Source organism: Duganella levis, from assembly GCF_009857605.1.
GTDB lineage: Bacteria > Pseudomonadota > Gammaproteobacteria > Burkholderiales > Burkholderiaceae_D > Rugamonas > Rugamonas levis.
Genome location: NZ_WWCT01000009.1, coordinates 23,374 through 48,586, shown reverse-complemented (window position 1 = coordinate 48,586; position 25,213 = coordinate 23,374). Strand labels below are relative to the sequence as shown.

General features: G+C 62.2%; 22 protein-coding genes. 8 read left to right on the top strand and 14 right to left on the bottom strand.

Translation table 11 applies throughout. The annotated features are described in order from the left end of the window. Positions 1–37: 37 nt before the first annotated feature. Positions 38–1,093: an AI-2E family transporter gene (locus GTP69_RS12950; protein ID WP_161055292.1), complete on the bottom strand. Its 1,056-nt coding sequence runs from the start codon at positions 1,091–1,093 to the stop codon at positions 38–40. An 86-nt stretch (positions 1,094–1,179) separates the two neighbouring features. Then, positions 1,180–2,079, bottom strand: coding sequence for a LysR family transcriptional regulator (locus tag GTP69_RS12945; protein WP_161055291.1), 900 nt, complete (start codon positions 2,077–2,079; stop codon positions 1,180–1,182). A 98-nt stretch (positions 2,080–2,177) separates the two neighbouring features. On the opposite strand from GTP69_RS12945, the gene GTP69_RS12940 reads away from it, so the two are divergent. Beyond that, a complete protein-coding gene (locus GTP69_RS12940; protein ID WP_161055290.1) occupies positions 2,178–3,194 on the top strand; it encodes a zinc-binding alcohol dehydrogenase family protein in 1,017 nt (338 codons plus the stop codon). Here the strand turns inward: GTP69_RS12940 and GTP69_RS12935 are convergent. The 5 genes from GTP69_RS12935 to GTP69_RS12915 form a co-directional block, all read right to left on the bottom strand. Continuing rightward, positions 3,191–3,718 carry a hypothetical protein gene (locus GTP69_RS12935; protein ID WP_161055289.1) on the bottom strand — a complete coding sequence of 176 codons (528 nt, stop codon included), beginning with the start codon at positions 3,716–3,718 and terminating at the stop codon, positions 3,191–3,193. The two genes, GTP69_RS12940 and GTP69_RS12935, sit on opposite strands and share 4 nt — an antisense overlap. A gap of 88 nt (positions 3,719–3,806) precedes the next feature. Further along, positions 3,807–5,006 (bottom strand): alanine transaminase, encoded by a 1,200-nt coding sequence (alaC, locus tag GTP69_RS12930; RefSeq protein ID WP_161055288.1) that lies wholly within the window; start codon positions 5,004–5,006, stop codon positions 3,807–3,809. A 97-nt stretch (positions 5,007–5,103) separates the two neighbouring features. Continuing rightward, positions 5,104–5,421, bottom strand: coding sequence for a hypothetical protein (locus GTP69_RS12925; protein ID WP_161055287.1), 318 nt, complete (start codon positions 5,419–5,421; stop codon positions 5,104–5,106). Between the two features lie 96 nt (positions 5,422–5,517). Beyond that, entirely contained in the window at positions 5,518–6,372 is an 855-nt protein-coding gene (locus GTP69_RS12920) for an EamA family transporter (RefSeq protein ID WP_161055286.1), read from the bottom strand. A 1-nt stretch (position 6,373) separates the two neighbouring features. Further along, positions 6,374–9,814, bottom strand: coding sequence for a DUF748 domain-containing protein (locus GTP69_RS12915; RefSeq protein ID WP_161055285.1), 3,441 nt, complete (start codon positions 9,812–9,814; stop codon positions 6,374–6,376). A 53-nt stretch (positions 9,815–9,867) separates the two neighbouring features. On the opposite strand from GTP69_RS12915, the gene GTP69_RS12910 reads away from it, so the two are divergent. Both GTP69_RS12910 and GTP69_RS12905 read left to right on the top strand, forming a co-directional pair. Then, entirely contained in the window at positions 9,868–11,007 is a 1,140-nt protein-coding gene (locus tag GTP69_RS12910; protein WP_161055284.1) for a pyridoxal phosphate-dependent aminotransferase, read from the top strand. A 2-nt stretch (positions 11,008–11,009) separates the two neighbouring features. After that, positions 11,010–12,218: a serine hydrolase domain-containing protein gene (locus GTP69_RS12905; RefSeq protein ID WP_161055283.1), complete on the top strand. Its 1,209-nt coding sequence runs from the start codon at positions 11,010–11,012 to the stop codon at positions 12,216–12,218. Between the two features lie 3 nt (positions 12,219–12,221). Here the strand turns inward: GTP69_RS12905 and GTP69_RS12900 are convergent, their stop codons facing one another. The 5 genes from GTP69_RS12900 to GTP69_RS12880 all read right to left on the bottom strand — a co-directional run bounded on the left by GTP69_RS12900 (position 12,222) and on the right by GTP69_RS12880 (position 17,761). Beyond that, positions 12,222–12,437, bottom strand: a complete 216-nt coding sequence (locus GTP69_RS12900) for a hypothetical protein (protein ID WP_161055282.1) — start codon at positions 12,435–12,437, stop codon at positions 12,222–12,224. A gap of 42 nt (positions 12,438–12,479) precedes the next feature. Continuing rightward, positions 12,480–14,672, bottom strand: a complete 2,193-nt coding sequence (gene paoC, locus GTP69_RS12895) for an aldehyde oxidoreductase molybdenum-binding subunit PaoC (protein ID WP_161055281.1) — start codon at positions 14,670–14,672, stop codon at positions 12,480–12,482. A 5-nt stretch (positions 14,673–14,677) separates the two neighbouring features. Next, entirely contained in the window at positions 14,678–15,631 is a 954-nt protein-coding gene (locus GTP69_RS12890; RefSeq protein ID WP_161055280.1) for an FAD binding domain-containing protein, read from the bottom strand. Then, a complete protein-coding gene (gene paoA, locus GTP69_RS12885; RefSeq protein WP_161055279.1) occupies positions 15,628–16,278 on the bottom strand; it encodes an aldehyde dehydrogenase iron-sulfur subunit PaoA in 651 nt (216 codons plus the stop codon). Before paoA ends, GTP69_RS12890 begins: the two co-directional genes overlap by 4 nt. Before the next feature lie 91 nt (positions 16,279–16,369). Beyond that, complete coding sequence (locus GTP69_RS12880; protein WP_161055278.1) at positions 16,370–17,761, bottom strand: MFS transporter; 1,392 nt, start codon at positions 17,759–17,761, stop codon at positions 16,370–16,372. A 213-nt stretch (positions 17,762–17,974) separates the two neighbouring features. On the opposite strand from GTP69_RS12880, the gene GTP69_RS12875 reads away from it, so the two are divergent. From GTP69_RS12875 to GTP69_RS12855, 5 genes are all read left to right on the top strand, one after another. Then, complete coding sequence (locus GTP69_RS12875; RefSeq protein ID WP_161055277.1) at positions 17,975–18,928, top strand: 2-hydroxyacid dehydrogenase; 954 nt, start codon at positions 17,975–17,977, stop codon at positions 18,926–18,928. 81 nt (positions 18,929–19,009) lie between these two features. Further along, on the top strand, positions 19,010–19,918 hold the full coding sequence (locus GTP69_RS12870) for a LysR family transcriptional regulator (protein ID WP_161055276.1): 909 nt from the start codon (positions 19,010–19,012) through the stop codon (positions 19,916–19,918). Between the two features lie 17 nt (positions 19,919–19,935). After that, complete coding sequence (locus GTP69_RS12865; protein WP_161055275.1) at positions 19,936–21,021, top strand: porin; 1,086 nt, start codon at positions 19,936–19,938, stop codon at positions 21,019–21,021. 54 nt (positions 21,022–21,075) lie between these two features. Next, positions 21,076–21,504, top strand: coding sequence for a hypothetical protein (locus tag GTP69_RS12860; protein ID WP_161055274.1), 429 nt, complete (start codon positions 21,076–21,078; stop codon positions 21,502–21,504). A 7-nt stretch (positions 21,505–21,511) separates the two neighbouring features. Then, positions 21,512–22,639: a GDSL-type esterase/lipase family protein gene (locus GTP69_RS12855; RefSeq protein ID WP_161055273.1), complete on the top strand. Its 1,128-nt coding sequence runs from the start codon at positions 21,512–21,514 to the stop codon at positions 22,637–22,639. 37 nt (positions 22,640–22,676) lie between these two features. On the opposite strand, the gene GTP69_RS12850 is transcribed toward GTP69_RS12855, so the two are convergent. After that, positions 22,677–22,838 carry a hypothetical protein gene (locus GTP69_RS12850; protein ID WP_161055272.1) on the bottom strand — a complete coding sequence of 54 codons (162 nt, stop codon included), beginning with the start codon at positions 22,836–22,838 and terminating at the stop codon, positions 22,677–22,679. Between the two features lie 8 nt (positions 22,839–22,846). Beyond that, positions 22,847–24,925 (bottom strand): TonB-dependent receptor plug domain-containing protein, encoded by a 2,079-nt coding sequence (locus GTP69_RS12845; protein ID WP_161055271.1) that lies wholly within the window; start codon positions 24,923–24,925, stop codon positions 22,847–22,849. Positions 24,926–25,213: the final 288 nt, after the last annotated feature.

Genomic DNA, 25,213 nt, shown 5'->3' with positions numbered 1-25,213 from the left:
GCCTCGCTTGCGCTCCTCACCTGGGTCTGGCAACTGGCTAGCCGACATCCGCATGATGGCTTTGCGCCTCGTGCCATAACGTTACAAACAGCACCATCACCACCGGACCGATAAACAGTCCGACCAGGCCCAGGGTTTCGACCCCGCCCAGTATGCCGAACAGTACAGCCAGGAACGGCAAGCGCGTTGCGTTGCCGATGATGCCTGGCCGTACAAAGTGATCCGCCACAAACAGCACGACGGTGCCCCACACTGCTACGGCAATAGCGGCTGGTAGCGCGCCGCCAAACGCCAGCACGGCTGCCGCGCTGACGAAGGCGATCGGCGCACCGAACGGAATGATGGCCAGGATGCCGGTCGCCGCAGCCCACAACGCGGCGGACTTCAGCCCGGCCAGCCAGTAGGCAATGCCGATCAAGACGCCTTCCGCCAGGCCGACCAGCACCAGGCCGTTGACAGTGGCGCGGATCGCGGTCGGGATTTTTTCCGAGTATTGTGCCCAACGCTGTTCACTGAACCAGCGGCTACCGATATTCATGATCTGGCGGTTCAGCACCTCGCCGTCCTTGTAGAAGAAGAACAGGCACAGGAACGCCAGGCCAAAGTCCACCAGCCGGTGCATGAAGCCGACACCAGCCACCTTGATGATGTCGCTGGCCGAGTGGAAACCGTTGATTTCGCGGTCAGAGAATAAATGCGCCAGGCCATGCGGCTGGCTCAGTGTCGCCTGCCACCATTCGGCAATCGAATCGCCGACCACCGGCAGGTGGGCGAGGAAGTCCGGCACCGGCACACCATCGGTATTGGCGCTAACGATGTAGTTGGCCAGTTCCGGCGCCTGCCGGGCCGCCTGTGCCACGCCCAACAATGCCGGCACGATGAAGATCGCCGCCACCACCAAGGTCAGCAAGGCGGCTGACAGGATGTTGTGACGGATGCGTGTGCGCAGCCAGACGTGCATCGGCCACGTCGCCACGCACAGAATGCCGGCCCATACCAGCGGCAGGAAGAAGCGCTGCATCACGAAGGCCGCCAACGCTATCAGCGTCAGCGAAAAACCGGCGCTGAGGAAATCGCGCTGGGTTTCGGTCATAACTCTCTCCCGATCATTTTTATTAGCGCTATGGTAAGCGCATTTTGTCGCAGTGCAACCACACTGGTGGCGAATTTCAGGTGGTCTTAAGCTTTTTCGCACTGTGCGCGCAGGAAGTCGCGCAGTTGCAGCACGGTCGGCGTGATCTGCGCGCGGTGCATGCAGACCATGTTGAGCGGCGTCGGTTCACCCAGCGCATCAGGCAGCAGCACTTGCAGGCGGCCGGCGCGAATGTCGGCGCTGACGTCCAGCCGCGATTTGTAGGCGATGCCGACGCCCGCCACAGCCCAGCGCCGCACCACGTCGGCATCGTCGGCCGTGCGGTTGCCGCTGACATGCACCACGTCTGGCGCCGCGTGCTGTTCGCTGTAAAAACTCCAGCGGTCGTGGATGACGTCGTCCAGCATGAAGCGCAGGCAGTTGTGCTGCGCCAGGTCATCCAGCGAATTCAGCTTGCCGTGCTGTTTCAGGTAGTCGGGCGAGGCCACCAGCACGCGGCGGTTTTCCGGCGCCAGCGGCAAGGCGATCAAGCTGGAATCTTCCTGCTTGCCGTAGCGGATGGCGATGTCGATCGGTTGCCGGTACATGTCCGACACGCGGTCGCTGATGCCCAGTTGCAGCACCACTTTCGGATACTGCGCCTGGAATTCATCCAGCCAGCCCACCACCAGATTGCGCCCGAGGTCGGACGGCATCGAGATTTTCAGCGTGCCGCCGAGGATTTCCTTACCCTGGATCAGGGCGTCATGCCCTTCCTTGAGCACACGCAGCGCCTCACTCGCATGGCGCAGATAGTGCTCACCCTCCTCTGTCAGCCGCAACGAACGCGTGGTGCGGGCGAACAGGCGCAGTTTCAGTTCTCCTTCCAGCCGCTTGAGCGCGGCACTGGCCAGCGCCGGCGAGATCTCAAGTTCACGAGCGGCGGCCGACAAGCTGCCACGGTCGGCAGTGCGGACAAATACATTCAGGTCATCTAAACGCAGCAATTTTCCTCATTCCTTTGAAAGAGTTTCCCCATAAGGCGCTTTTTTCTCGTTAAAAAACAAAATATCATACTTCCATCCTAACTTCATCGGAGAATCCCATGAAAGCAATCGCCTACCGCCAATCGCTCCCTATCGAAGACGCCGAATCGCTGATCGACATCGAACTGCCAACGCCGCAGGCCACCGGCCGCGACCTGCTGGTCGAAGTACGCGCCATTTCGGTCAATCCGGTCGACACCAAGATTCGCCGCAACGTGGCGCCGGCCGAAGGCCAGGCCAAGGTGATCGGCTGGGATGCGGCCGGCGTGGTCAAGGCGGTCGGCCCGGACGTGAGCCTGTTCAAGGTCGGCGATGAAGTCTGGTATGCGGGCGACCTGACCCGCGCCGGCACCAACAGCGAACTGCACCTGGTGGACGAGCGCATCGTCGGCTACAAGCCAAAGAACCTGGACTTCGCGCAAGCCGCCGCGCTGCCGCTGACCACCATCACCGCATGGGAATTATTGTTCGACCGTCTGGGCGTGAGCCGCGATGCGGCCGCCACCAAGGGCAAGTCGCTGCTGGTGATCGGTGCGGCTGGCGGCGTCGGTTCGATCCTGGTGCAGCTGGCGCGCCAGCTGACGGGCCTGACCATCATCGGCACCGCTTCGCGTCCGGAAACCGGTGAGTGGGTCAAGCAACTGGGTGCGCACCATGTGATCGACCACAGCAAGCCGCTGAATGAAGAAATCACCCGCCTCGGCCTGCCGCCGGTGACGTATGTGGCGTCGCTGAACCAGACCGATCACCATTGGGCGGCGATCAGCGAGCTGGTGGCGCCGCAAGGCAAGGTCGCGCTGATCGACGATCCGGCCAGCATCGACGTCCGCACGCTGAAGCGCAAGAGCGTGTCGCTGCACTGGGAATTCATGTACACCCGTTCGATGTTCCAGACCGACGACATCCAGCAGCAGCATCAACTGCTGAACGACGTGGCAACGCTGGTGGAAACCGGCGCGATCAAGACCACGCTGGCGGAACGCTTCGGCAAGATCAACGCCGAGAACCTGAAGCGCGCCCATGCTCTGGTGGAGAGCAATCGCGCCAAGGGGAAAATTGTATTGGAAGGGTTCTAAGCGCGGGCGGAATGGGCTGCGGCGGCATCCGCCTCGGCCCGCAGTTTGGCAAGTACCGCGTCGTCATGGCGCGTCAGCGCGTCCTGCATGCGGCTGGCCGAAGCGCACGACGCGTCCAGGATTTCCAGGAAGGCGGTCTGGCGCCGTTTCAGCCCCGCCGACTCATAGCCCAGCTGCTCGAACATGCGGCCGATGTCCACACAGTAGTCGCGCAACTCCATCATGGTGCTCTTGGTGAACTCGATATCGGTGCGCATGCTGTGGTCCAGATCCAGCATTTCCATTTTTTCCTGCGCTACCGGCGAGGCATCGTGGATGGCCGGTCCCCAGCGGTCGAACTTGCCGCGAATGCGCTTGATGCGCGCAATCTTCTGATCCAGCATGCGGCAATAGTGCCAACTCAGCCAGCACACCGGCAAGCGGGCCACAAATCGCGGCAAGCCGGCGGTGGCCAGGTTACGTTCGAGTTTTTGGACTGCATTGACCAGGCGACGCGCGCTGGCTCCGGTGGAAAAATGGGACATGATGGTAGCTCCTCTGATGGGTCTAGTGAGCTACAGTAGCCGCCGCATCAAGCACAGGGTTTGATGCGGCTTAAACTCACCGCAAATTTTATGCGGAAGTTTTGCGCAACATGGCTTTGATACCACGCAAGCCCTGGCGAATGCGCGCTTCGTTCTCGATCAGCGCGAAACGCACGTACTCATCGCCATACTCCCCGAAGCCGATGCCGGGGGAGACGCAAACCTTGGCTTCGGCCAGCAGCAGCTTGGCAAATTCCAGCGAGCCGAGGTGGCGATAGGCTTCCGGAATGCGGGCCCAGATGTACATCGAGGCTTTCGGCTTGTCCACCGGCCAGCCGGCTTCCAGCAGACCTTTGTGCAGCACGTCGCGCCGGCTCTGGTACTGCGCGCAAATCTCGCTGACGCAGGTCTGGTCGCCCTCCAGCGCGGCAATCGCCGCCACCTGCACCGGCGTGAAGCTGCCGTAGTCGTGGTAACTCTTGATGCGCGCCAGCGCCGCCACCAACTCCTTGTTGCCGACCATGAAGCCCACGCGCCAGCCAGCCATGTTGTAGCTCTTGGACAGTGTGAAGAATTCTACCGCCACCTCGCGCGCGCCGGGCACCTGCATGATGGACGGCGCTTTCCAGCCGTCGAACACGATGTCGGCGTAGGCCAGGTCATGCACCACCAGGATGTTGTGCTGCTTGGCCAGCGCCACCACGCGCTCGAAGAATTCCAGTTCCACGCACTGCGCGGTCGGATTCGACGGGAAGCCAAGGATCATCATCTTCGGCTTAGGATAACTCTCGCGCACCGCGCGCTCCAGTTCGTCGAAGAAGTCGACGCCGGGCGTCATGCGCACCGAGCGGATATTCGCGCCGGCGATCACTGCGCCCCAGATGTGGATCGGGTAGCTGGGATTGGGCACCAGCACGGTGTCGCCCTGGTCCAGCGTGGCCAGCATCAGGTGCGCCAGGCCTTCCTTGGAACCGATGGTGACGATGGCTTCCGAATCGGGATCGAACTCGACGTCGTAACGCGTTTTGTACCAGCGCGAGATGGCGCGGCGCAGGCGCGGAATGCCTTTGGAGGCGGAGTAGCCGTGGGTGTCGGGCCGTTGCACGGTGTCGACCAGCTTGCTCACAATGTGCGGCGGCGTGGCGCCGTCTGGATTGCCCATCGACATATCGATGATGTCTTCGCCGCGACGGCGTGCCGCCAGCTTGAGCTCGGCGGTGACATTGAAAACGTAGGGAGGCAGGCGATCGATACGCGCAAAGCTGCGCGGAGTTTGGGTGTCAGTCATGGATGTCTCACGTAAGCGCCCGGAACCGTCCGAGCGACGCTGATGCAGTTGCATCGGGATCGATACTAGACGATCCCGTCCACGTCTGGCAAGCGCTTTAGGCAGCGGCTTGTTTTTCCTGCTCGCTGAACCACTCGAACAAAATCAGGCCGATGATGGAGGCGACCGGCATGAAGCACAGCGACACCAGCACCCACGCCACTGGCGAACGGCCCAGGCGCTTGGCGGCCATGGCGATGAAGAACAGGTGCAGCACCAGGCAGACGAAAATCCCGATGCCGGCGGCGATGATCAGCAGAACGGACTGGCTGGTGTACTTGAACAGCGGCGGCATAAACGACGCCACGCCGAAGATCCACAGCACCAGCGTGACGGCAGCGGCAGCAATCGGTTGTTGGGCACGAGCGACTTGCATGACACCTCCTTTGAAGAAGCATCTATGCTGCCACGAACACGTTGCAAAAGCAATAAGCGGCCATTTGCGGCTTGCGTTTGGCGGCGCCTGGGGGAACTAGCGCAAGGAAGTCAGTGCCGAAGCCGTCACGATGGCAGCGATGGCCAGCCACTGGGCCAGCGTCAGATGCTCCCCCAGCACCACCATGCCGGCCAGCGCGCTGAGCGCCGGCGCGGCGCTGCTGAACATGCTGAACGTGCGCGACGACAGCCTGCGCATCGACAGCATCTCCAGCGTGTACGGCAAGGCGCTGGACATCACCGCAATCGCCAGCCCGACCAGCATGAACGACGGCGTCAGCAACAGCGCGCCCGCATGCGCCACGCCAATCGGCACGATGAACAGCGACGCCGCCAGCATGCCCCACGCCACCGACTGCCCGCCCGACATCGACGACACGCGTTTGCCGTAGACGATGTACAAGGCCCAGCACACCGCCGCGCCGGCGGCATACGCCACGCCCACCGGATCGAGTTGATCGACCTGGCCATGAATCGGCAACAGGAAATACAGGCCGGCCACCGCCAGGCACACCGCGACGACATCGCGTGGACGATGCGACGACAGCACCGCCACCGTCAGCGGCCCCGCCACTTCAATCGCCACGGCGATGCCCATCGGGATGCGGGCGAAGGCGCGGTAGATCAGCAGATTCATCAGGCCAATCACCGAGCCGTAGATGGCGACGTTGAGTACCTGTTTCAGCGTCAGCGGCGTACGCCAAGGGCGGAAAATCAGCAGCATCACCAGCGCCGACATGCCGACGCGATACGCCGTCACGCCCTCAACGCCGATGCTGGGGAACAGCTGCTTGGCGATCGCCGCGCCGAGGTTCAGTGACAGCTGGCTGCACAGCAGCGCCAGCCCCGCCAACAGAGGACTGCCGGCGGGGTGTTTATTCGCTTCAGTCATCTTATTTCGCCGACAGTTCCAGTTTCACCGCGACTGGCTTGCCGGCGGCGCTGTCGGTGGCGGCCGGAGAGGCGGTCGAGACCGTGGTTGCGCCGGCTTCCTTCAGCACCGCGACCACTGCTGCGGCACGCTGCGCTCCCAGTTGCGGCAAGGCGTCCTTGGCCAAGGGCTGATTCTGCTCCAGGCGCGCTTGCAGCTTGCCGTAAAAGGCCGTGGCGTCGGCCACCTGCGGCTCGCCCTGCACCAGCTTGCCCAGACGCTGCAACATAGGCAGCTTCTTCGCGGCAGCGCCGGCGGGCGCGGCGGAGGCGGTGTCGCCGGTAGCAGCCGCCGCGGCATCGGTAACGCTGGCGCTGGCCTCGGCCGCCTTCTTCTCCTTGTCCAACTCGGCAGCGCCGAAGCGCTCGGCGTACAGGTCGCGCAACGCGGTGCGCACCTTGCGTTGGCCGATATCCAGCGGACCAGGCTGTTCTCCGGCCGCCAGCTTGATGTCGGCCTTGGCCAGCACAGCGCGACGCAACGCTTGCGCGCGCAACGCCGCGCCATCATTGGCCTCGCTGTACAGGCCCGGCACAGACAGTTTTAAATCCGGCTTCTTCGCCAGAATCTGCGCGACCTGCTTCAGCTTCTCGCGTTCCGGCGGCAGCACAACGTCGCTGCCGGCATCGAACTCCACTGCTTCCAGCTTGTCGCCGCTGATGCCAAACAGATTGCCCAGCGCACGAAATGGCGAAGTCACCACCTTGGTCATGATGTTGCCCAACGCCTTCCACACCACCGCGCCATAGCTGAAACTCGGGTCGTTCATATTGCCCGCCACCGGAATGCCCAGATCGATGCGGCCGTTACTGTCCTTGAGGATGGCCAGCGCCAGTTCCAGCGGCAGCTTCAGCGCGTCTGGACTGTCGATGCGTTCGCCCAAGGTCAGGTTATCCAGCACCACCTGATTGTTGCCATCCAGTTGGCCATTGCGCACCTTGTATTGCAGGTCCAGCGAGATCTTGCCTTGCGCGATCTTGTAGCCGGCAAACTTCATGCTGTACGGCGAAGCGGCCACCATGTCGATGTTCTTGAAGATCACGTTCAGGTCGGTGTTATCGGCCGGCACGAACGGATTCAGTTGACCGCGCACGCGGGCCTGGCCGTAGTCGTCCACGCGGCCATCCAGCTCGATCTGGCTGCGCGCATCGCGCTTGGACGACAGGCCGGTGATGATTCCGTTCAGTTCATAAATGTGCGCGCCGAATTGCGGACGCAGGCTGAGGTCGGTGAAGTCCAGCTTGGCGTCCTGCAAGCGCACGCGGCGGATGCGGATTGGGAATGGTTCGCTGGCGGCTGGCGTTGCGGCAACCACCGGGGCGGCAGCGGCGGCCGGCGCCGGCGGCTCCACCAGCAAACGCTGCGCGTTGAAGCTGCGGTCATTTTCGATAATCAGAATCGCGCTCGGCTCGATCACGCGCAGTTCGGCCACGTCCAGCAAATCCGGTTTGAGGCTCAGCGCCAGCTTGTCGGCGCGCACGCTGGACCAGTGGGCGAAGCGGTCGTTATCCAGTTCGTTCAACGACAGCTGGGCCACTTCAAACGAGCCGTCATAGCGCAGCGCCGGATCGGTCTTGCTGCCGCCCGCGCCAGTGCGCAAATGGCCTTGCGCGTTAATGGCGCCGTCGGCGATTTTCAGCTTGATGTACTTGCCGAGCAACGGCTGCACTGGCGCCAACGCCAGCTTGCTCAGCTTCAGATCGGTATCGACCGCGCCGGTGGACGGCATGACCTTGCCCTTAGCGACCAGTTGGCCGCCTTCGCGCAGGCCGACACCGCCTTCAAACGACAACGGCTTTTTCAGATCGGTGCTGGCGTCGCGGACTTTCAGGTTGAAGTCCTGCAAATTGATTTTGATGCCCGTGCTGGCATCATCAAAGCGCGCGCCGAACTTGTTCAGCTCGACGGACTTGATGGCAGCTTCCCACGGCGTGCTGGCAGGCGCAGGCGTTGGCGACTTGGCCGCTGCCGTGCCGCCAACGCCCGCCTTCGGCAGCGTGTTCAGGAACAGGAACTGGCCCTTGGCATCGCGCGACAGATCAAGTTGTCCGCCGTCCGCGTACAAACGGCCGACGTTGGCCTTGTGTGCGTCCAGATCCAGCGAAGCGTCTTCAAAGCCAATGCGCGACAGTTTGAGTGGCGCTTGCGAACCGGCGTTCATCGACAGGTTATCCATCGAGAAATCTGCATCGGCGATGTTCAGTTTGCTGCCGTCCAGCTGCAATGCCAGTTTCAGTTTGGCGTTGTCGGTGCTGACTTTCAGCGCCGGACTTACGGTCTGGTCGAAGTAATTGACCGCCACCGCATCTAGCCCGATCTGCTTGAATTGCAGTTTCCAGCTGCCCTTGGCTGCAGCAGGCTTGGCTGGCGCAGCGGCGGGCACGGCCACCGTCGGCGTCGGCGTCGGCAGCGTCAAATTCGCCACATCCAGCTCGCCCATCGCATCGCGCCGCACGGTCAGCGCGCCGCCGTTCAACTGCAAGCTGCCAACGCTGACCGACTGCTTCAGCAAATCAACGCCGACATCGCCAACCGCCAACTGCCTGACCTTCACAAACGGCGCATCCGCGCCGCGCTTCAGCGACAGATCGCTTAGCGTCAAACCAGCGCCAGCCAGACTGGCATCCAGCTTGCCGTCCTTGTAGCCAAACTTGTACGGCAGCCTGGCGGACAACTTGCCCTCTTCCACCACCACGCGCGAGAACGACTTCAGATACGTCGCCATACCCGGCAAGGCCACGTTCTCCAGCGTCAGCAACCCGCTGCCGCTGATCGGATTAACCGCCGCCACACCTTTCCAGGACAACTTGCCGCCAAGGCCCGCATCCGCGTTCAGCGTGTAATCGCCGTTCTCATCCGGCAGCGTGCTCAGGTTGTTCAGCGCGAAGGTAATCGGCGTGAAGGTATCGTCATAGCCGGCGTGCTTGTCGTGCATGGCCACCTGGCCGTTATCCAGCACAAAGTGTTCGATCACCAGGCGCGGCATCGGCGAATCCGGCTCATCCGGCTTCTTGTGCTTTTCCAGCGTCTTCAGGAATTCGGCGATATTGAACTTGCCGTCCTTGGCAATCGCCAACTGCACCGCTGGCTGCGTGATGCGGATCTCGGCAAAACTCCACGCACGGCGGAACAGCGAGCGCCACTGCATCTCCACCGCCAGCCCGCCGACCGCAAACAACGGCGCGCCGTCAGCCTCGGTGAAGCGCACATCCTGCGCCTCCAGGCGCAACGTGAACGGATTAAAACTGAGCTGGCCGATGCTGGCCTTGCGCTCCAGTTCGGTCTCGGCATACTTGGGCAGCTGGCTTTTAATCACACTCGGCAACAGCCATGCCCCCGCCAATGCATACACACCGACAGCGCTCGCCGCACCAATGCCCCACCGCTTCCAACGTATTGCCATACCCAGCCAGCCTTCACTATTTTTATGTAACAAGCAACAGTATAATCGATGCTATGAAAGCTGAACTTGAACCCTTCCACGCCATCGCCATCAGCAAACAGGCTCACGCCCTGAAAGCTGAAGGCCGTTCGATCATCCACATGGAATTTGGCCAGCCGTCCACCGGCGCGCCACAGGCCGCCATCGCCAGGGCACACGCCGTGCTGGACGCGGAAAGCATGGGCTACTGGGAAAGCGCGCCACTGAAACAGCGGCTGGCGCAGTTTTACGACGAGCGCTACGGCGTCACCGTCCACGCCGACCAGTTCATCCTGACCTGCGGCGCCTCGCCGGCGCTGGTGCTGGCCCTGAGCTCGATGTTCTCGCCGGGCGACCGCATCGCCATGGCGCGGCCCGGCTACGTGGCTTACCGCAACACGCTGAAGGCGCTGCACATGGAACCGGTGGAAATCGCCTGCGGCGCCGACGTCGGCTTCCAGCTGACCGCCGCCGCACTGGCCGCCATCGAGCCAGCGCCGCACGCCGTCATCATCGCCAGCCCAGCCAATCCAACTGGCACGCTGATCAAGGCAAAAGAGCTGCAAGCCATCGCGGAAGTCTGCCGCGCGCGCGGCATCCGCATCATCTCGGACGAGATTTACCACGGCCTCAGCTACGTCGAGCCGGCGCAAACCATCCTCGCCTACGAACCGCAAGCGCTGGTGGTCAGCAGTTTCTCCAAATATTTCAGCATGGCCGGATGGCGACTCGGCTGGCTGCTGGCGCCGCCGGAACACGTCGACCGCGCGCAAGCCTATTGCGGCAACCTGTTCCTGACCGCACCGTCGCTGAGCCAGCACGCCGGTCTGGCCGCCTTCGACGCGCTGGATGAGCTGGATGGTCACATCAACGTCTACCGCGAAAACCGCCGCCTGCTGCTGGCCGCGCTGCCGGAACTGGGCCTGACCACGGTGGCGCCGCCGGACGGCGCGTTCTACATTTACGCCAGCATCGCGCACCTGACCGACGACAGCCTGGCCTTCTGCAAGCGCCTGCTGCAAGACACCGGCATCGCCAGCGCGCCCGGCATCGACTTCGATCCGGTCGACGGCAAATACTTCATCCGGTTCAGCTTCGCCGTCTCCACGGCGGAAATCGCAGAAGCCATCCGCCGCCTCAAACCCTGGTTCGCGGCCCAACCCAGAAAGGACTGACCATGCGCCTCTCCTCCCTGCCCCGCTACGCTGCATTGATTGCCGTTGTGATGCTTGGAGGATGCGCAGCGCCACCCTCACCGCCTGCCGCGCCGCCGGGACTGGATGCCGAAGTCCAGCGCCTGATGAGCGCCGCGCGTGTGCCCGGCCTGTCGCTGGCGCTGATCCAGGACGGCAAGGTGACCTATACCCACGCCTACGGCTATGCCAATGTCGACAAGCAGCAGCCCCTGCGCACCGACACCATCATGTACGCCGCCTCGCTCACCAAGGCCGTATTCGCCTACACGGTAATGCAGTTGGTAGACGAAGGGGTGCTGACGCTGGACGCGCCCTTGCCCACGCTGCTGAAAAAGCCGCTCCCCGACTATCCCAAATTTGCCGACCTGAAGGATGATCCGCGCTGGCAGTTGCTGACGCCACGCATGCTGCTGACCCACACCAGTGGCTTGATCAACTGGCGCTACATCAACGAGAACAACAAGCTGGACTTCAAATTTCCGCCGGGCAGCCGCTACGTATATTCCGGCGAAGGCCTGAACATCCTGCAAATCGTGGTGGAAGAGCGAACCGGCATCCCGCTGGAAACGCTGATGCAGCAACGCGTGTTCGACCGCTTCGGCATGCGCCACACCAGCATGGTCTGGCGCGACAGCTGGGCCGGCCGCGAAACCACGCACTACGGCAAAGACGGCAAGGTCATCCCGCACAAGCGGCGCAGCGACGCCCGCGCAGCCGGCTCGATGGATACGACAATTGGAGATTACGCCGCCTTCATGGCTGGCGTGCTGCGCGGCGAAGGCTTGTCGGGCGCCGCGTACAAAGAGATGCTGTCGCCACAGATGGCCATCGTATCCGTGCAACAGTTCCCCTCGCACTGGCCCGGCGATACGGATTTGTGGCGCGGCAGCGGCCTGTCGATCGGCATCGGCTGGCCGCTGTACAACTCGCCGCTGGGGCCGGCGTTCTTTAAGGAAGGCGCGGACGATGGCACCAACAACGTTGCGTTGGGCTTCCGCCAGTCGCGCAACGGCATCGTCATGCTGAGCAATAGCTCAAACGCGAACAATATGTTCTTCCCTGCCATAGAGTACGTCTATGGCAAGACCTGCCTGCCGTGGTTCTGGATGAATTACATCCCCTACGACCGGCCGGACCTGATGGGCTTGCAAGCGCGCGAACGGCCGGAGCTGAGCCCCGGCTGCCGCTAAAAGCTATTGCTCGGTCATGCCCCGCAGGTTTTCGATATCGGCGATCGCGTGTCGCCAGGCGATTTCCGGATCGTAGACCGGGGCAGATTGCAGCCCCAGCTCAATATCCTTGAGCACTTTATCGCCCAGGGAGATTTTGTAACGCAGGGCCGTATATTCCACCTCGTAGGTTTTCTTCAGGCCCTGGGTGCGCGTATAGGTGTCGTGAGAAGCAGGCATATATCCTCCTTGTTCATACCGTCCAAACAGGATAGCACTAACTCATACTTCTGGCATTTTTGCGATGAGTTTATCCAATGTGACCGGATAATCACGCACCCGCACGCCGGTGGCGTTGTAGATGGCATTCGCCACCGCCGCCCCCACGCCGCAAATGCCCAGCTCGCCCACGCCCTTGGCTTTCATCGGTGAAGACACCGGGTCGGTTTCATCGAGGAAGATCACTTCCTGATGCGGAATATCCGCATGCACCGGCACTTCATAGCCGGCCAGGTCGTGGTTGACGAAGAAACCGCCACGCTGGTCGATCACCAGATCCTCCATCAGCGCCGCGCCCGCCCCCATGGTCATGGCGCCGATCACCTGGCTGCGCGCCGCCTTGGGATTGAGAATGCGGCCCGCGGCGCATACCGCCAGCATGCGGCGGATGCGGGTTTCGCCGGTGGCGGCGTCCACGCCCACTTCGACGAAATGCGCGCCGAAGGTGGACTGCTGGAACTTCTTGTCGAGGTCGCCGTATTCCATCGTATCCTCGCACACCAGTTCGCCGTTGGCGGCGGCCTGCGTCAGCGGAAAGGAACGGCCATCGGCGCGCACATTGCCGTTAGAAAACTCGGCAAGATTCGGATCGAGACCCAGCTTTTGCGCCGCCAGTTCGCGCAGCTTGACGCAGGCGGCATACACACCCGCCGTCGAACTGTTGCCGCCCCACTGCCCGCCCGAGCCGGCCGAGACCGGAAAGTCCGAATCGCCCAGCTTGACCTGCACCTGAGTCAGCGGCACACCCATCATCTCCGCCGCCGTCTGGGCGATGATGGTGTAGCTGCCGGTACCGATGTCGGTCATATCGGTTTCCACCGTGACCATCCCCTTCCTGTCCAGCCGCACGCGCGCGCCCGATTTCTGCACCATGTTGTTGCGGAAGGCCGACGCCACGCCGATGCCGACCAGCCAGCGGCCATCACGCACCTTGCCCGGCTGCGCCTGACGTTTGTCCCAGCCGAAACGCTGGGCGCCGGTACGCAGGCAATCGACAAAGCGCCGCGTAGAAAACTTGCGTTCGCGCTTGGCCGGATCGACCGTGGTGTCGTTAATGATGCGGAAGGTGATCGGGTCCATCTTCAGCTTCTCGGCCATTTCATCCATGGCCACTTCCAGCGCCATCAGTCCCGGTGCTTCGCCCGGTGCGCGCATCGCATTGCCTTCGGGCAGATCGAGCACGGCCAGCCGCATCTTGGTCATCCGGTTAGGACCGGCATACAGCAGCTGGGTTTGTTGCACGGCCGTTTCCGGCTTGCCATCCGGCAGATCGCCGGACCAGCTTTCATGCCCGATCGCGCTGATCTTGCCCTCGCGCGTGGCGCCGATGCGGATGCGCTGGATGGTGGCTGGACGGTGTGTGGCGTTGTTGATCATCAGCGGACGTTGCAAGGCCACCTTGACCGGCCGCTTCACGGCCTTCGCGCCCAGCGCCGCCAGCAGCGACTCCGAACGCAGGAACAGCTTGCCGCCGAAACCGCCACCGATGTACGGCGACACCAGCCGCACATTATCTTTCGGAATGCCTAGCGTTTTCGCCATATCGCTGCGGCCCCAGTCGATCATCTGGTTCGAGGTCCACAGTGTCAGCTTGTCGCCCTGCCAGCTGGCGATGGATGCATGCGGCTCCATCATAGCGTGCGACTGGTCGGGCGTGGTGTAGGTGGCGTCCAGCTTGACCGGTGCGGCAGTGAACGCGCCGTTGAAGTCACCGACTTTCTTGTCCTTGGCTTCCTTGTCGTCCGGTTCCTTGGCTTTGTCCTTGACCTTGGCCAGGTCGTACGAGCCTTTCTCCTGGTTGTACTGGACGTTGACCAGCTGTGCGGCCGCGCGTGCCTGCTCGAAGGTCTCCGCCACCACCAGCGCAATCGCCTGATGGTAGTGCTGGATGTCCGGGCCACCCAGCAGCTTGGCGGTGTTGAAGTTACCCTTGCCCAGCTTGCCTGCGTTGTCGGCGGTGATGACCGCCAGCACGCCCGGCGCGCGCTTGGCCTGGCTCACATCAATGGACGCGATGCGGCCCTTGGCGATGCCGGCGCCGACCACGTAGCCGTAGGCGGCGTTCGGTTGCTGGTGCTCGTAGGCATATGGCGCGGTGCCGGTGGTTTTGTACGGGCCATCGATACGGTCGGTGGCGTGCCCAATCACCTTCAGTTGATCGATGGGATTGGTGGTGGCGGGAGTGACAAATTTCATGTTGTTCAGCCTTTCTTCACATCAGCCAGCACCGAGGCCAGCGTGCGCTGCACCAGCGGGATCTTGAAGGCGCTCTCGGCGCTCGGTTTGGCGCCGGCCAGCAACTGCTCGGACACGGCCTTGGCGCCTTGCGGCATGCTGGCGTCGGCGCCCGGCACGCGCCACGGCTTGTGGGCAACACCTCCCAGCGCCACGCGGCCACTGCCATCCGGCAGCACCACGGCCGCCACGGAAATCAGCGCAAACGCATATGAGGAACGGTCGCGCACCTTGCGGTAGACGTGCACGCCACCCAGCGGCTTTGGCAAGGTCACAGCGGTGATCAGTTCACCCGGCGTCAGCGCAGTTTCTATCTGCGGCGTATTGCCCGGCAGGCGGTGGAAATCGGCGATGGGAATCGTACGGGTCGCGCCATCCGGCTTGATTGTTTCCACAGTAGCGTCCAGCAGCTGCATGGCCACCGCCATATCGCTCGGATGGGTGGCGATGCAGGCATCGCTGGCGCCGAGGATGGCGTGATTGCGGCTGTAGCCGCCAATCGCCGAACAGCCGCTGCCCGGTTGGCGCTTGTTGCAAGGCTGGTTGGTGTCGTAGAAGTATGGGCAGCGCGTGCGCTGCAACAGGTTGCCGGCCGTGGTCGCCTTGTTGCGCAGTTGCGCGGAGGCTCCAGCTAGCAAGGCGCGCGACAGCACGGCATAATCGCGCCGCACGCGTTGATCGGCGGCCAGGTCGGTATTGCGCACCAGCGCGCCGATGCGCAGGCCGCCGCCCTGGATCAGCTCGATCTTATCGAGCGCCAGGCCGTTCACATCGATCAGATGCTGCGGCGTTTCAATCTCCAGCTTCATCAAGTCCAGCAGATTGGTGCCGCCGGCGATGAAGCGAGCGCCTGGTGTGCGTTGTGCGGCGGCGGCAGCTTCGGCCGGCGTTTGCGCGCGTTGGTAAGTAAAGGCCCTCATGCCGTCCTCCCCGCCACCTCGGTGATCGCATCGATGATGTTGGAGTAGGCGCCACATCGGCATATATTGCCGCTCATGCGCTCGCGCAGCTCGGCTTCATTGAGCAGCGGCCGGACGTTGAGGTCGCCGCTGACGTGACTTGGAATACCTTGCTTGATTTCGTCCAGCGCGGCGACCGCGGAACAGATCTGCCCCGGCGTACAGTAGCCGCATTGGTAGCCGTCGTGCTTGATGAAGGCCGCTTGCATCGGATGCAACTGGTTCGGCGTGCCGAGACCTTCGATGGTGGTGATCTTGTCGCCGTTGTGCATCACCGCCAGCGACAGGCAGGAATTGATGCGGCGGCCATTCACGTGCACGGTGCAGGCGCCACACTGGCCATGATCGCAGCCCTTTTTGGTGCCGGTGAGATGCAGATGTTCTCGCAGAGCATCGAGCAACGTGGTGCGCGTGTCGACTTCCAGCGTCTGCTGCTTGCCGTTGACCTCGAAAGAGAATTTGGCCGGGGTGGGCGGCGGCGTGGTTGCGGTGGCGGTGGCCTGCTGCGGCTCCGCTGCGGACAACGGCACAGTCGCCGCCGTCGCTGAAATCGCGCCCGCAATCAATACATTGCGGCGCGACATATTGATATCGCTATGATCGTTCATGTCGTCGCATCCTCTAGCCTGTCGGGTCCAAGGCTTATAGTAAATGCGTGACGAGTATCCCAATGTTAGGGAGCGCACATAACGAAGCTGATCAGCGATCCGGTTCGGCCACCGGCTCCACCACGCTCAGCACCAGCACCACGCACAGCAAGGCGGTACCGACCATATACATGAACACGCTGCTCCAGCCGTAGTGATCAAGCAGCATGCCAACCGCCAGCGGCGCCACTGCCCCGCCAATCTGGCCAAGGAAATTGACGATGCCGAACGCGGTTGGATACGTCGCCTTGGTCGCCAGTCCCATCGCATACGCCGAGTAGCCGGCGAAGCCGATGCCCAGCATCAGGCCGGAAACCAGCAGCGTGCAGCCCAGATACACGGCGCTATCGGGCGCTTCCACCAGCAGGCACATCATCAGCGTGGTGCCGACCGCTCCCAGCAGCATCATCGGCTTGCGGCGGCCGTCCAGCAGGCGGTCGGAAATCAGGCCGCCGATCATATTGCCGCTGACCGCACCGATGAACGGCGCCGAGGCCAGGAAGCCCATCTTCACCGCTGCAAAGCCTTTCACCGTGATCAGGTAAGTCGGTATCCACGACATGAAGATGTTGCTGATGCCGATCATGCAGCCGTAACCGAGCGCCACGCCGATGATATTCCACGACAGGCACACTTGCTTCACCGTGGTCAGGCGCGTCACCGGCTTGGTGCGGTTGATGAAGTCGAGCAGCGGCATCTTGCGCAGTTGCATGCGCTCGGCGGTCGGATGCAGACGCTGTCCGGCAGCGGGATCGCCCTCGCCCTGGATATAGCGGCGCTCGGCCGGCGTGCAGTAGCGGCTCTGGTCCGGCGAATTGGTGACCAGCAGCATCCACAGCACCGAGAACAGCAAGCCCGGCACCGCAAAGACGTAGAAGATCTCGCGCCATCCCCAGATGGCGATGACGATCAAGCCGATCGACGGCACCATCAGCGGCCCCAGCTTAGAGGCGGCGATCCAGATGCCGGTGGCCAGCCCCTTCTCCTGCGGCGGGAACCAGCGGTTGATCACATTGGTGCAACCGATGCCCAGCGGCCCTTCGGACAGGCCGAGTCCCACCCGGTAAAGCTGCAACAGCAAGACCGACGACGTGGTCGCCATCAAGCCGGTAAATACCGACGTCAACACCATGCAGATGGCCAGGAAATACCGGCTGGCTTTTTCACCGAGACGGCGATACAGCAGGCCGACCGGGATCTGCACAATGGCATAGGCAAACGAAAACAGGCTGACGATCAGGCCCGCTTCCGTATTAGTGATGTGGAATTCCTTCTTCATGTACGGCAAGGCGATGCCGAAGTTGGCGCGGTCGGCGCAGGCAATGGCCCAGATGCAGAAAATCAGGCCCATGACGACCCAGCGGTAGTTGCTGGCTTTCTCGGGCGCCGCTGCCGTCGCTGTGGCGATCGGCTGCGGGATGCTGGTGACGCGTTGTGGGCGCATGCGGTGTCTCCATTTTTGTTTTTTAAAAGATTGTTATTTTTATCGGTCCAGCAAATCCTCCCACCCGCCGACAACGCTGTCCAATCTTTTCTGGACATCCGTTGATCCGCAAATTGAATCACGCAGAGCTTGTATCAACTGATAGCGTATTCGGATTGGACGCGTTGTCAAAAACCGCAGATCATGCGCCAACGACCAACAAGGAGCTCCTGAATGAAGCCGAATATTTTGCAGTTGAACCCGATTCTCGTGCCCGCCATCAATGATCAGTTGAATACGCTGTACACCATGCACCGCCTGTTCGAGCAAGAGGACAAGGCCGCATATCTGAAGCAGCACGGCGGCGTGATCCGGGGCGTGATCACCGGCGGCCATACCGGCATCAGCAACGACATGATCACCGCGCTGCCGGCCTTGCAGGTGATCGCCGTCAACGGCGTCGGCACCGATGCGGTCGACCTGGCGTTTGCCAAGGCGCGCGGCATTCCGGTCACCGCCACCTTCGGCGCACTGACTGAGGATGTGGCCGACCTGGCCATCGGCCTGATCCTGTCGGCCTGCCGCCAGATCTGCGCCGGCCACCAGTTCGTTACCTCGGGCAACTGGCAGCGCAATCCGAATCCGGGTGCGCTGCCGCTGTCGCGCCGTTTCAGCGGCAAGCGGGTCGGCATCGTTGGCATGGGCAAGGTCGGCCGCGCCATCGCCCAGCGCGCTGCGGCATTCGACTGCCCAGTCGCCTACACCGATCTGCGCCAGATTGATGAAGTACCGCACCGCTTCGTGCCGGACCTGCTGCAACTGGCGCGCGACAGCGACATCCTGGTGCTAGCGGCCGCCGCCGACAAGGCGCAAGGCATCATCAACGCCGCTGTGCTGGACGCACTGGGCAAGGACGGCTACCTGATCAACATCGCGCGCGGCAAGCTGGTGGTGGAAAGCGATCTGGTCGAAGCGCTGCAACGCGGCGCCATCGCCGGCGCCGGACTGGATGTGTTTGTCGATGAACCAAACGTGCCGGAAGCCTTGTTCAACCACGACCGCGTGGTATTGCAGGCACACCGCGCCAGCGCCACCGTCGAATCGCGCACCGCCATGGGCGAGATGGTGCTGGCCAGCCTGGCGGCCGGTCTGGCCGGTCAACGTCCCGAAGGCAGCCTGACCACCTGATCCGATGAAGCACGCGAAACCTGTCCTGCGGCCAATAAACCTATAATCATGGCCGACTACTTACGCCTTACAGGACACGCTATGTTAGATCTGGGACAGGTACGCTGCTTTGTCGCCGCCGCCACGGAATTGAATTTCCGCCGCGCCGCTGCATTGCTGAACATGACACAACCGCCGCTTAGCAGGCAGATTCAGCTGCTGGAGCACAACCTCGGCGTCGAGCTGTTTGAACGGGTCGGCCGCACGGTCAAGCTGACCACCGAAGGCCGCATCTTCCTGGCCGACGCCATCCGCCTGCTGAATCTGGCGGAACAGGCCGAGACCACGGTGCGCCGCGCCAGCAAAGGCAAAACCGGCCGGGTCCGCGTTGGCTTCACCGGCGCCGCCGGCTATGAACTGATCCCGGAACTGCTGGCCGCCGCCCGGCAAGCCTTGCCGGATATCGACGTGGTGCTGTTTGAATTGATCTCGGTGGCGCAGATTGAAGCGTTCTACGCCAACACCATCGACCTCGGCTTCATGCGGCCGGTGTCCTCGCGCCAGCAGCTGGAGATGCAACTGGTGGCGGAAGAACCGCTGGTGGTGGCGCTGCCCCAAGGCCATCCACTGTGCGCGCATCAGCAGATTGAACTGAAGCAGTTGAACAACCAGCCCTTCATCATGCACGCACCGGTGCAGGGCAAGTATTTTTATGACCGCCTGATGGGCATTTTTGCCAGCCAGGATGTGCAGGTCAATATCGCCCAATACATCGACCAGAGCCCGACGATTCTGTCGCTGGTGCGCGCTGGCCTGGGCGTGTCGATCCTGCCGTCCTCGGCACAGCGCTTCCATTACGACAATGTGGCATTCCGCCCCATCGCCGATGTGGTGGCGCCGGCAGAAATGAGCATGGCCTGGCGCACAGACCAGGACAACCCAGCCGTCAACGCTTTCCGGCTGCTGGCCATCGAACACTTTGCCAACAAACAGCGGGCTGGACCCGCATAAAACTAAACAGGAGACCTATGAAAAAAATGACGATCGCGGCTGCCATGACGGCCTTGTTTGCAGCGCCGGCAGTCCATGCGCAGTCCTCGCTCACCATCTACGGCATCGCCGACGTTGGCCTGGTGGGCGAAAGTGGCGGCAGCGCCGGCAACGTCACCCGGATCACCAGCGGACCGGCATCGTCATCACGCATAGGTTTCAAAGGTTCGGAGGATCTGGGCAGCGGCGTCTCCGCCTTCTTCATACTCGAAAACGGCTACAGCATCGACACCGGCACGCTGGCCAGCGCCAACGTGCTGTTCAACCGGCAGTCGCTGGTGGGCTTGCGCAGCGGCGCCGGCACGCTGACGCTGGGCCGGCAGACCACGCCCTACCACAACGCGCTGGTCGCCGTCGCCGATCCGTTCGGCACCGGCTATGCCGGCACCATCAAGAACGCCTTCCCCGACTGGGGCACCAATGCCCGCAGTAACAACACCATCATGTACGCCATGCCGGAGTCCAACGGTGTGAGCGGCGACATTGCCTACAGTCCCGGCGAACAGGCTGGCGATGCCACAGCCGGCCGGCAGATAGGCGCATCGCTGGGCTACAGCGCCGGCCCGCTTAACCTGCGCCTCGCCTACAACGGCCGCAATGGCGACACGGTCGCGGCGGCTGGTACGCCGGCAGTCATGCGCGGCACCGGCAGCAACAAACTGTTCGCCGCAAACTACGAGGTTGGCGTCGTGCGGATATACTTCGCGGTCGGCGTCGACAAAGGCTACAACAGTGCGCCGCTGGGCAACACCAGCAATCCGTACGGCGGCGTGGCGCCGACAGCCTCCACCGATGGCCGCGAGGTATTGATCGGCATCGCGGCGCGGATCTCGCAGGGAACGCTGATGGCGTCCGTCATGCGCAAGGACGACCGCACGGCGTACAACCAGGACGCCAGCACCTGGGGCGTCGGCTACGTCCACCCGCTGTCGAAGCGCACCGCGCTCTATGTGGCCTACGGCAGCATCCACAACCGCAACGGCGCCGGCTACACCGTGGCCAACAACAGCGAAGCCGGCACCGGCGACCGCGCTTACAACCTCGGCCTGCGACACACCTTCTAAACCACGCTTGCGCGCTATCATTGACAAGCTGGATAGCGCGCGCAAAATGGCGCGATGGAGACCACTGACAAAGACTACATCGATGCAAAGCTGCAAGCCGTCATCGAAAGACTGAACGGTGATGCACGCGCGCATCAACTCGCGACAGATACTCGCTTCGTGCAGCTCAACCAAACATTGGAGGCTGGATTAAAGTCCACACAGAAAGAAAATGAACTCCAACGGGCCCAAACGGAAGCGTATCTGCAAAAGGTCGTGAGCGAAGTGACCAGAAGCCAGAGTGAAATCACCAAAAGCCAGGGCGAACTCATCAAATGGGTAGCCGGCATCTCAATCGCCAGCGCTGCCATCACGATCTCGGCAACCACGTTGTTGGTGACGCAGTCCACGCCCAAGAGTCCCGCACCCATCGTGATTTATGCCCAGCCGTCTCCATCGGCGGCACCACCGGAAATTGACAAACCTGACGGTACTCGGAAATAATCCCGGGATGATCAATCTCATCCACGGCGCCGTTGAAGTCGAGCGCACCGCAGCTGGCTTGCTGCCCCATCGCCTGCCCGCCTGGGCCCGCGCCCAATGTCCCGACGCGCAACTGGCGATGGCGGAGTCGCAGCCCTCCGGCGTGCGCCTGTCGTTCCGGACGGCGGCGACCTCCATCGAACTGGATACACTGCCAACCAAGCGCGCCTACGTCGGCATGGCGGCGCGGCCGGATGGCGTCTACGACCTGCACATCGACGGCAAGCTGGCGCGCCAGCTCAGCGCACCCGGCGGCAAGACGCTAACGATTGACCTGGCCGCCGGCGCCTCCGCCATCGAGCCAGGCGCAACCCAAACGCTGCGCTTCACCGACCTGCCCGACGGCGACAAAACCATCGACATCTGGCTGCCGCACGACGAAACCACCGAACTGGTCGACCTGCGCGCCAACGCCGCCATCACGCCGCTGGCCGCGACCGGCAAGCGCAAGTGGCTGCACCACGGCAGCTCCATCAGCGCGGGTTCGAATGCCGCCAGTCCATCCGGCATCTGGCCGGTGGTGGCGGCCGGACTCGCCGGCGTCGACCTGCTGAATCTCGGCCTCAGCGGCAACGCCCTGCTGGACCCGTTCACCGCCCGCACCATGCGCGACCTGCCGGCCGACCTGATCAGCGTGAAACTCGGCATCAACCTGGTCAACACCGACCTGCTGCGCCTGCGCGCCTTCGCCCCGGCCGTGCACGGCTTCCTGGACACCATTCGCGACGGCCATCCGAACACGCCGCTGCTGGTGATCTCACCGCTGCACTGCCCGATCCACGAAGACACGCCCGGCCCTTGCCTGTTCGACGCCGCCGCGCTGGCCGAAGGCCGCCTGCTGTTCCGCGCCGTCGGCAAGCAAAGCGAAATCCGCCAGGGCAAGCTGACGCTGCGCGTCATCCGCGAACAGTTGCAAGCCATCATCCAGCAACGGCAAGCCACCGATCCGAACATCCACTACCTCGACGGTACCCAACTCTACGGCCCGGACGACAACGCCCGCCTGCCACTGCCGGATGCATTGCATCCCGACGCAGCCACGCACCAGTTGATCGGCGAACGTTTTGCTCAAACGGCGCTATTGCTGCAGTCCTAGAACGCGGCTGCCGGTGCAGCGTGCATCGGCAGCATTATTATTTCTTGTTGTAGCAGATATATTCGCATTGCGGCTTTTCGCCAATCTCGTCCATGCAACGCTTGTAGCAGGCGGCCTTGGGGTCGGACGTCACTTGAGCAACGCTGTACGATGCGGCGCCGGTGGCAAACAAAAACAGCACGAAGCATACTTTTTTCATGATTTCTCCTAGAATCTCTGGTCCAGTTTGACGCCCAGTGTGGGCTCGATTTTCCTGATGGTGGATCTACTGCTGTAGGCGGCAGCCAGGCTGCCAAACTCTTCTTCCGAATAGTTTCGGTTCGATGCCAGATGGTCGATATTCGCGATCAGTTTCAATTTCGGATTGAAGGTCCACGTCCCGCTGGCACCCAGATCGAACCGATGGTTGCTGTAACTACGATTAATGTCGCTGCTGCGTATCCAGCCGGATGGCAGCAGGTTCAGATCCGCACCGATCTTAAGCGGCAGACTCGATAATTTATATTCACCACCAAGCTTCGCGGTCCAGGGGGATTGCCCGGCGATGCGGTTGTCCGGGCCGGGCACCAGCGAGATCCTCGACACCGCATAATTGACCGCGCCGCGCAACTCAATCTTCGGCAGGCTTGGTGATATATCCGACGTCAGCAGTTGCAACTCAATGCCGATCCCCCGGCTCCAGGCGGTCCCCAGGTTTTCCGGACGCAGCACATAGCGCGGCTGGTCGGCCCACACAACGTTCATCAATTCAAGATGCTTGCCGACCGTATCCCGGAACTGGCGCGCGAACAACTCCAGCGTGATCAGACTGTCGGCAGTGAGGTAGCGCTCCAGCGACAGGTTGACGCCGATGGCCCGTTCCGGCCGCAATTGCGGGTTACCCACCGTGTCCGCAAACTCCGGCGGATTGGCGCCGCACTGTCCGGTCGCCGGGCATGGCGATAGCGGATTAATGTCCGGGCGCGCACTGAGTTGATCGGCGAAAGGCTCGGTATAGGTCTTGGCGATCCCCAGCCGGACCTGGTTTTTTGAGTCGGCGTTTTCGCGCCAGGTCAGATTGGCCGACGGCGATGTCACGGCGTAGCGGATGCGGCTGTCGAATACGCCTTCGTGCAGCTGCATGAAACGGCGCTGTGACGCCAACCCGAGGTTCACACTGAGGGAGCTATCGACGCGCCATTCGTCCTGCAGAAACAGCGACAGCTTGTTGTCGACCGCTTCCTTGGTCAGGCCGAAGGCGCCCAGGCTGACATCGTCGGCGCCGTTGAGCAGATAGCCGAACCGCGTGTCTTCCGTGTTGCGCGATACGGTCACGCCGGCCTTGACGGTGTGCGCCTCGGCCCGCGTTGAGTAATTGGCCTTGATAAAGTCGGCTTTGCGGTCGGAATGCTGCTGGTTCTGCCGGACACGTGTCGTCAGGTCGGCAAAGAGTTCATCGCGCGCCAGTTCCTTGCGATAGCTGAATCGCGTCGGTGACAGCGACAGTGAAAATTTCGATCCCGCAGACGGAACAGTCTCCCATTTCAGCGGTAGCGAGAACGAGTGGAACGGCGATTCCACTGCCTGGGCAGAAAACATAGGACCGCGGCCAAGCGGGCTCCAGATGCTGCTGTCCCGGCTTCTATTGTCGAACTGCATCCCCATCCAGGATGGGTCCAAACTGAGCGTATTGGATTTGTCGTATTTCCAGGCAATGGTGCCAGCACCCAATAATGTTTGTGAGTCGTTTTGCCGCCAGAGGTCGCTGCGCTGCACGATCGCCACATCGGCTTGGGCGTTCGCCTCTGACAGGCGCGACTGCTCCTCGACGTGCTTGCGGCTTTTTGATACGGAGACCTGCGCAGCGTAAGAAAACGGCGACACATCGTCGGCGATATTGGTCGACCATGCCAGATTGGCGCCCTTGTCGAGCGCACTCGCCGTCACCCCGGTCCGAAGCATGCTCAGGTTGCGGCGGTTGATTTTGCGCGAGACGATATTGATGGTCCCGGCGCTGCCGAACGGCCCAAACTCCGCCATCGCGGAGCGGACGATCTCGACTTTTTCGATATGGACGACATCCAGATCCAGCGGGTTTTTACCGGCGGGCGCCGGCACACCGTCAATCAACAACTGCGTATAACCTGGCATGCCCATCAGCCCGAGCTGGCCCTTGGCCGACACCGTCACAGCCGGCTGCCGCTTCAGCAATTCGTAAGCGGTACTGACCCCGCTGTCTTCGATATTTTTTCTGCTGATAATGATTTTTCCCGCGACTGATTCCTGGCGTAAATCAGTATCGGACACATTGCCATTGATGACTACTTGGGGGCTTTTACCCGAATCGACCTGGCCAACTACCGTACCGCTATATATGCAAAGCAGACATACCAATGGAGATGCAAATTTCACTAACTTCTTGTCCTCGAAAAATTCCCTCGCCTTGCGCAAGTTGCATTATAAATATTAACACAAAAGGAACAGTGCAAAATAGAAACTTTCCGTAAACGCCGCTGAAGCATCATTGAGGGATGTCATTGACACGGCTTTTACCTAAGCGGACCTGCTCCCATCGTCATTTATCCTTCGGCGCGG